The organism is Deltaproteobacteria bacterium CG11_big_fil_rev_8_21_14_0_20_42_23 (genome assembly GCA_002796345.1).
Taxonomy (GTDB): Bacteria; UBA10199; UBA10199; order 2-02-FULL-44-16; family 2-02-FULL-44-16; genus 1-14-0-20-42-23.
Genome location: PCXC01000054.1, coordinates 1 through 8663 on the forward strand (window position 1 = coordinate 1; position 8663 = coordinate 8663).

Below are 8663 nucleotides of genomic sequence, written 5' to 3' on the forward strand. Positions count from 1 at the left end.
TCCATTTTTTGAGGTTGATTTTTGTTGAGCCTCCGAAAAAACACACCGCTCAAGGTCCGCTATCTTGAAAAAATGGGTTTTTCAGGGGGAACTACATAGAGGAACAAAACCTTAAAACCGTTGTCACATGACTCATGTCAATTTTGTTTCTCTGCATCCATTTTATCTCCCATGATTCAAAAGAGACAAAAATTCTCTCAATCCCTTTGACATGCGATCAAAGGCAAACACACTCTCTTCTTTTTTATGAAGTGCATTATACAAAACTGCTAAGAGCAGTGCTTTTGCAGTAGAGTTAGTTATTGCATCTGCAAACATTTCTTCAGAGGGAAAGTTGACGATTTGAAGTGCTCCTGCAAAAAGCTGGGCTAAGGCCTGCACTTCTCTTCCCCACAATGCGTCTTCTGATTTTTCGCCATAATCAAACAGATAAGGATGTGCAAAGCTTGCGCTCCCCCAATCGAAAATAACTCCACCCGGAGCGTCATTTCCTTGGAATGAATAGCCAAGATTATCTGCTTTGATATCACCATGAAAAAGCCCCAACTGATGCAACAAGCGAAAACCGTTGGCATAATCAAGAAAAGCAAAAACAGCTCCAAGCAACGATGGTGATGGAGAAGACAAAAATTCTGAAAAGGTCTGTATACCCAAGGCAGTGAAATCTGGGAAAACAAGACAGGGCATATGATGACTATCAGAATAAGCTTCAGTGCTTGCAAACAAACGAGGCTCACCAAGTGCTGCAATAATGCGATTGATGAGAATTTCACGAATTGCTTCTGCAGAATTAAACCCCAGCACTTGCTTCAGCACTACTTTTCGCGCTCTTCGAACTCCGGCTGTTAATGCATTTAAGTTCGTTCTTATGAAAGGTGTCGTTTCAAAATCATAACCGGCTGTACGAAGATGAGGAAGATTGAGAGCAAACCCGTTTGGATTTTCTTGAAAACGAAGGTAGTCTAAATATGCGGCACATAAATTTTCATTCTCTCCAAACAGCGTTCCTGGTCGTAAATCAGGACGGACGGGAACAAGCGCTGGATAATAATCATTTTTGATATCGTTGTGCATTTCTCTCACTGCTTCAATAATCGCATCACGATCTTCTCCATCTTCACCATTCACAAATTGCTCTAACACCTGCACATGCTGAGGCGGAGACGAAGGCCTTAAGGCTGGAAGCAAACTACCAACGGCATACCTATGTTTTTCAACTATTACTGACATTGGATGCGGCCGATACAAATCAGTGTGTAAAGCTTGCAATGGAGGCAAAAGATGTGGACCTGCCGCTAAACAAGATGGGACAAGGCTATCAAGAGATGGCCTTACTGTAATAATTCCAGTCATATCTTCCTCTCACTTTATTTTTTTAAAAAATTGCTAGCTTTTTCTATTGCCCCACTAAACCATTGACAGCCAAGCCGCTTCACTGTAGGCACTTCCACACATTCAGACTGGATGTCAAGGGAAGTTGGGTGCAAATCCCACGCGGTCCCGCCACTGTATGAAGTTGATTGAAAGCCGTTTTCCGCTTAGTCACTGTTTCTCACGAAATGGGAAGGCAAGGAAAACTGGGAAGTAAACTTCAAGCCAGGATATCTTGAACCGGTCATCATTTTCTTCACTCTTCGTGGAAAAAGAGGTGCAGGTGTTTTCGAGCCTTCTCACATTTTTTGCGCAGAGAAGGTTTTTTTCTTTAAGCCTCCTCCTGCTGCTTCAGTCTCCATCAGTGTTTGCGGAAAGCGAACAATTGGGCACCATTCATGTGCGTGCAAAAAACAATCAAGAAGCTCACAGCACACCTTCAAGTTTTACAACTGTCATCCGTTCGGAAAGCTTCAACAAAAAATCGAGTTCACTTGCAGATGTGCTTAAAGAACAAGCCAGCATTACGGTAAGCAACTTGGGAAGCGAGGGCCAACTCTCTACAGTTTCTCTCCGCGGTTCTTCATCAGAACAAGTGCTTATTCTTCTTGATGGAATTAAATTAAACTCCACTCTCACGGGAAGTGTTGACCTCTCCAGCATTCCGCTTTCCAATGTTGAACGTATCGAAATTCTTCGCGGCGGGCAAAGTGCCATCTATGGCAGCGATGCGGTTGGTGGCGTGATTAACATCATCACCAAAACAGCTGATGCAAAAAAGCAAGAATCCGAAGCTAGCGTTACTGCCGGATCATTTTCCACTTTAAAAATTGCTGCAAGCACGCAAACAAAAAACCTTCTTCTTTCCGGTTCTCATTTTTCTTCTGCAGGAGATTACACCTTCTTCACCTCCTCTACAAACCTTGTGGGAGGCGCGCGTGGTGGCGGCAAAACTTTTACACGAGAACACAACAGAAGCATTCAAGAAAATTTTCTCACAAAACTCACTTTGCCTTTAAGCTCAAAAGATAAGCTTGTTTTCTTGAATGATTTTTTTCTTGCTGATCGAGAAATTCCCGGAACAGAAGATGAAACCACCTTGCTTGCACCTGCAAATGCACTTGAAGCGAGCGAGCAAATCTATCGGAACAATACAAGCTTTGAATATCAGCGCGATGATTTTTTTCATCCGAGTCTTTCGGCAAAACTTGGCATAAACAATTCCTTTTACGATGACACTTTTATTGATCCCAGTCCTGCCATTGGAAATCCAATTAATGTCAATTACAGTTCAGACACCCTCACTCCACATTTTGAAGTGAGCAAAACAAATGAAACAAAACATGCTTCATCTCTTTCTCAAGCCAGCTACAATTATGAATTCACCAGAAGTGAAGACAGCTCTCCGCTTGCTGGAGCAACATTAGCGGGCACCAACATAAGACACGTACATTCACTTTCGTTGCAAGAGAGCATCAAAACACTTCAGGAAAAGCTCCAATTTTTTCCAGCGCTTCGTGTTGAAAATGCATCCGACAGAAAAACAAAAGTGGTGTGGAAGTTTGGTGCACTTGCACAAGTTTCATCGCATGTTTCGTTGAAAGCAAACGCAAGCACATCACATCGCTATCCCAGTTTTTATGAACTTTATCTTCCAGATCAAGGCTACATTCGTGGGAACAGTTCATTGCTTGATGAAGAAGCTTTTTCTTGGGACGCATTAGCGAAGTTTGAGTATGCGCTGAAAAAATATTCTGCCAGCACAACTTTTTCTTATTTTGAACAACACATCGACAATTCAATTTTGTTTGTTCCTATAAGTGCTACCACCATTCAACCCGTAAACACGCTTGCAGCAACAACTCGCGGTGTTGAGCTTGAACAAAACTTTTTCATTTCATCTTTTTTAGATCTTGGCGCAAATTACACATGGATGAAAAGTACCTTCAATTCAAACGCAGCTCATTTGCCGGCGCGGCCAACGCACAGCTTTAACGCAAAACTCAATGCTCATTTTGGAAAATTTCATCCTTATGCTTCAGTGTTTTATAAGGGGAAATATTACATCAACACCGCCAACACCGTTGCCATTTCTGGACGTACCTTGCTTGATTTAGGTCTTACGTTTAAGCAAAAAAAATGGTTTACAAACCTCGAAGCAAAAGACATCACCAACGTGCAAAGCTATGATGCACGCGGTTTTCCGCTGCCAAGAAGAAGTTTTTGGTTGAAGGTTGGAGTGAAAAGTTAGAATTGAAAATGGTTTTCATCCCTCCCCTTAAATTAAGGGGAGGCTAGGTGGGGTTATTGTTTTTTACACTATAAATACTCTAACTCCCCCTGCCCCCTCTTAATCTAAGAGGGGAGAAAAACGCAGATTGCTTCACCGAAAACGGTTCGCAATGACACAGAGAAAAAAATGAAAAAAATATTTTTAACCCTCAGTCTTCTTTTCACCATCACCTTAACTGCGTGTGGCAATAGTCAGTTTACGGCTGAAGGCCCTAGCAGTTCTAGTTCTGCTTCGAAAACATTTTCACTTGGCAGTGATTTCCCTGCCGACATTTTAATTCCCAACATTGATGGCATGACATCTACTGCTTTTGTGGTAAGCACCACCAGCCCGGCGGGAGTTTTGGCTATCGATCTTGACGCCCCGCAATTGCAGCTTTCATCTGACTTTGCTGGCATGCTAAGTCCAAGCGGAACTGGAATTCCGCATGAAGTTTTTATTTCATCAACAGAGTTAGGTTTTCTGCTTACTTCAACACATCTTGTTGCTTTCAATCCTCACACTGGCGAAATTTATGCTGCCACTTTTTTGCTCAACAACATCACGATTGGCAGTGGGCAGAAAAAATCTAACGGAACAAATGCATCAAGTGTACTTACTCCAAATATTCCCGAGGGAATGGAACGTGTTGGCGACAAAGTTTTCATCACCTTTGCAAACTACGACAGAACCAGCTTTCCCGCCATTGCCAACCCTGGAATTATTGGCGTCTTCTCGCTTAACGACGACTATTCTGTTTCATACGAAAAGCATTTCATCAGCACATGTTACAATCCAACTGCAATTACAAAACGAAACGATCAAGAACTAGTGGTCACAAACTCAGGCGTCATCACTATTTCCAACGGACAAGGGAATGCACTTACCGAATCGTGTTTGGACATCATCAACACTGACACTGAACAAAAAGATGGAACTGTCTTTCTGGGAATACTTGCCGCAAGCTTTCATAAGATTACATTTACCTTCGATGGATCGCGCGGTTTTTTTGGTTCTGCAGAATTTGGACACGTCTATGAAGTGGATTTCATCAATCGTTTAGTGCTGCATGGAAAGGGAAATCCTTACGTCATCACCGATGACAGCGATTTTATTACCGATGTTGATATCAGCAATGACAATGCAACACTTTTTGTTTCAAGCTTTGAAGAAAGTACTGTTTACATGATAAATTTGGCAAACGTAACGCCACAAATTTCAGAAAAATATTTTCAACTTGGTTTCCCAGCTGGCGTAAGTGATGAAAATCCAAGCGGCGCAAACACAGGTGTTGGGCCACTTTCAGTGAGACATGGTGTGATTGATGAAGATTACACTGGCGCAGACATTGTGAGTTTAACCGCTTATCCCGGACAAGTGATTAGCTTTGAAAGTGGTGCTGCAGCTGAATTTGATGTTTCAAATTCCGGCAATCCTAACGACAACCCCACTCCCCTTCCCGAACCACCAAGTGGAAATAGTGGCGAAGCTTGCCAAGGTTTTGCGCAGGCTGTTGCTTCATTTTTTCCTGGCTCTGGCGCTGGCTTTGGAAACAGTGGTTTTCCCGACATCGTTCTTGGCGAACCTCGCGGACTAGGCGACACACAAGGTTCACTCCATGTGTTGAGCTTGGGCACAAATGGAAAAATTGTTCTAGATCTTGGCAACTGCCCGGTGGTTGACGGCGACGGTGACGACTTCATCATTTTCGAAAACGCATTCAATATTTTAGGCAACCCCGCAAATCCATATGCAGAGCTAGCCACAGTGGCGGTAAGCAACGATGGCGTAAACTTCGTTAGCTTTCCGTGCCACAGCAGTGAAGCTCCATACACCGGATGTGCAGGCTGGAAGCCAGTATACAGCCACATTGAAAATGACATCGACCCGTTTGATTTAGAAAATGCTGGTGGAGAAAGTTTTGACTTAAACGATATTGGCATCGCAAAAGCGCGTTACATTCGCATTATTGATAAAGGAAATAATTTTGGCGGCACGGGCACAAAAGGTTTCGACCTCGATGCCATCGCCGTCGTGAATGGTGTGATTACAAATTAGATATTTTTTCACAAAGGAGAAAACATGTTTACCGTAAGTCCATTTTCAGCATCAAATTTAGCAAGGCCGCTAGCACTCACCGCAGCAACATTTGCAGGCGGAGCTGCGCTCGGTGGATGTGATTCCACTGTAGAAGCGCCCGTGCATGGCAGAAGATACCCAACTGATGCGTTTCTTGCAGATGCTGCACCTAGCAATAATCTCGACATGGGCACCACTCGTCCTGACGCCGGTGCAAGAAGATTTGATAGGGGTGTGCGTGATTTTGCAGTAGCTCGCGATGCTTTTGCAGACGTGCTTCCGGGCGCAGATGCTTTTTTTGCTTCAGATGCCACATCTGCAATTGATGCAACGCCTCCCGCAGACGCTGGTCTACCAGCACTTCCAGAAGCACCGGTTTATCTCCACCTTGCAAACCTCACTTCTGATTTTGTAGATAGTTTAAGTGGACAAGTGAATGCCGATGACAGCACAAGCTTTTACTTCACCAGCAACAGCATTTTGTATCGCATCACTCTTGACCCTGCAGGAAATCTGCAGATGCAAAATGGAAATGCCTACGAGCAAGTAGCTGCCTTTCCTGGATCTGCTGCGCAAAACATTATTCTTCCCGATGGAAACGTTACTGTAAGTCACAGCACCCCAGACGGCATCACCATCATCGGCGCAAATGGAACTGTGCAAACTTTAGACTACAGTCAACACGTAGGAAACGGTTTAGGCTTTGTCCCAAATCTTCCAGCCGGACTCGCTTTGTTTGGCGGTGTGTTATGTGCAAACAATAACAATATTGCGGCACCAAATTTCAACGATCCTGCGCTAACCAGCTTCTACTCTGCAGCTCTTGTCTGCGCTCCTTATGCTGCCGGCACTCTGGATATAAATGGAACCTTTGTATGGCCGCTTGATGGTGTAAACGGAACAGCACTTATTACCGATCCCATCACCGGAGAACTGGCAGCTCTTACAAGCAATGGATATGATCCAGACGCTGCAACTGCACGACTTCACTTCACCGCTCTTGATGCAGCAGATGAAACAACCTTTTTTGAACTCGGTCATCTTACCGGACAAGTTGCACCAACTTTTCCCTTCAGTGGTGTTGAAGCAGTTGTTGGCATACAAGCCCCAGAAATTGGAGTGAGCGCAATTTCTCTTGCTGATGGAAGCAGTCGTTTTGTGGCTCTTCCACAAGTTGCAGGTTTTCCCGCCAGCATTAACCGCGCAGGAAATTGGGCGCTCGTTTCTGCGTTTGGTATCTTTGGCGAGCCCAGCAATGTGGTGGCACTCAACTTAGATAATCCCGATCAAACACTTTTATCTGAACTTCCTGGAAATGCAGGTCCATCAATACTTTTAGGCGGAAAACATTATCAAGTTGTTACCACTCCAGATGGAAACTTACTCGTGGCGGCAAATGTTTCTGCTTTGCAATAAGTGGAGATGAGATTGATTGACAGGAGAAGGAGAGTACTTTAACAGGAGTAACATTTAGAAAATCTTGAAAGGAAGTACACATGAAAACAGAACACAAAAATATTTCGCGCATTGTCGCATTGAGCTTGCTGGTGTTGCTTGCGGCCGTTTCGCGCATTCTTCCCCATCCTCAAAACTTTACGCCACTTATTGCCATTGCATTTTTTGGTGGCGCATCATTTCGCAGCAAACACTTGGCGGTCATCATTCCGCTGGCGGCAATGCTGGTGAGTGACGCAGTGATTGGCTTTCACGCGTTGATGCCAGTGGTGTATGCCTTCTTCATTATCACCACCCTTGCGGCGAGAAAATTTCAAACAGAAAAAAGTTTCAAAAACATTACTCAGTTTTCAGTTTTGAGTTCTGTTTGCTTTTTCATCGCTACCAACTTTGCTGTTTGGGTTTCAAGTGGCATGTACGAAATGAGTGTAAGCGGACTTGGCACTTGCTTCGCTGCCGCCATTCCTTTTTTCCAAAACACCTTGGCGGGAACCTTGCTGTATAGCTACACCCTTTTCTATGGATTCAGCTTCCTTGAAAAGCGTGTTCCGCAAATGCAAGCAGCATAAGACTTTGCTGTCAAACACCTTCAAAACGCGTTCTTCGGAGCGCGTTTTTTTTGCGCAACTTTTATGAACCTGTACCGATAAGAACTGCATGCGACTAAGTCCTACACAATTTGGATCTGGATTTGAAACACTACAAGGAACGTGGGCTTACAACCTTCATTTCGCCCTTCATACTCCAACACCGTTCGCTGACGTGGGGAAAAGCCTTCAAGATTTTTCTTATCCCAATCTTAACGATCGACTACGACGCAGCATTTCATCACATCCTCACTTGCACGCTTTTTTAACGTCAGCAGCAGAACCCAGCGGCAGCAGAGATGCACTCATCGCTGTACTTGAGCAATTTCACCACGATGCAACGGGCATTGAACTTCCAAAACCTGTTCCAAACTTTCACCCAGATGCACCTCTAGCTCAACACCCAGGCCTCTTTGCAGCTTGGAGAAAATATACTCTACAATCAACTCCAACATTTAATTTTTTGAACAACCAAGTCACTTCAGTTAGACGATACACCAGAGATCAAATTCCACGTGGATTTCATGCTGTAGAAACTGAAGATACTTTCGCACCACCTGAAAAACTCCCTCCACTTCCACAGGCTTCGGAACTTGAAAGAATACATAAAGGCAACTCGGAGATACAACGATATAGGGGCTCTCGTGGAGATCAACATCCTTGGGGAAACAACACTCTTTTCAGAAATGTAAGCCGCAGTTTTAACATACCTCAAAAAAGCAGAATCGCTCTCAAGTTTTTTTACTTTCAGCAGATGCTGCAGCGCTTTCAAAACCCCCATCACATGCTTGCTGAAGGCACTTTGTATGAAGATGATGGAGAATACCTTTGCGGAAGATAGTTCCCCCTGAAAAACCCATTTTTTCAAGATAGCGGACCTTGAGCGGTGTGTTTTTTCG

General features: G+C 44.0%; 6 protein-coding genes and 1 riboswitch. Of the genes, 5 read left to right on the forward strand and 1 reads right to left on the reverse strand.

Annotation, left to right across the window (positions count from 1 at the left end; genetic code table 11):
- Positions 1-162: 162 nt before the first annotated feature.
- Complete coding sequence (locus tag COV43_06580) at positions 163-1353, reverse strand: hypothetical protein (GenBank protein ID PIR25175.1); 1191 nt, start codon at positions 1351-1353, stop codon at positions 163-165.
- 116 nt (positions 1354-1469) lie between these two features.
- Positions 1470-1607: riboswitch (cobalamin riboswitch) on the forward strand.
- On the opposite strand from COV43_06580, the gene COV43_06585 reads away from it, so the two are divergent.
- From COV43_06585 to COV43_06605, 5 genes are all read left to right on the forward strand, one after another.
- Complete coding sequence (locus tag COV43_06585; protein ID PIR25180.1) at positions 1604-3622, forward strand: hypothetical protein; 2019 nt, start codon at positions 1604-1606, stop codon at positions 3620-3622. It overlaps the preceding riboswitch by 4 nt.
- A 168-nt stretch (positions 3623-3790) precedes the next feature.
- Entirely contained in the window at positions 3791-5701 is a 1911-nt protein-coding gene (locus COV43_06590) for a hypothetical protein (GenBank protein ID PIR25176.1), read from the forward strand.
- A gap of 24 nt (positions 5702-5725) precedes the next feature.
- Positions 5726-7138 (forward strand): hypothetical protein, encoded by a 1413-nt coding sequence (locus COV43_06595; GenBank protein PIR25177.1) that lies wholly within the window; start codon positions 5726-5728, stop codon positions 7136-7138.
- Between the two features lie 80 nt (positions 7139-7218).
- The gene (locus COV43_06600; protein ID PIR25178.1) at positions 7219-7746 is read left to right on the forward strand and encodes a hypothetical protein; all 528 of its coding nucleotides are present in this window, start codon (positions 7219-7221) and stop codon (positions 7744-7746) included.
- An 88-nt stretch (positions 7747-7834) separates the two neighbouring features.
- Complete coding sequence (locus COV43_06605; protein ID PIR25179.1) at positions 7835-8605, forward strand: hypothetical protein; 771 nt, start codon at positions 7835-7837, stop codon at positions 8603-8605.
- The last annotated feature ends 58 nt before the right edge of the window (positions 8606-8663 follow it).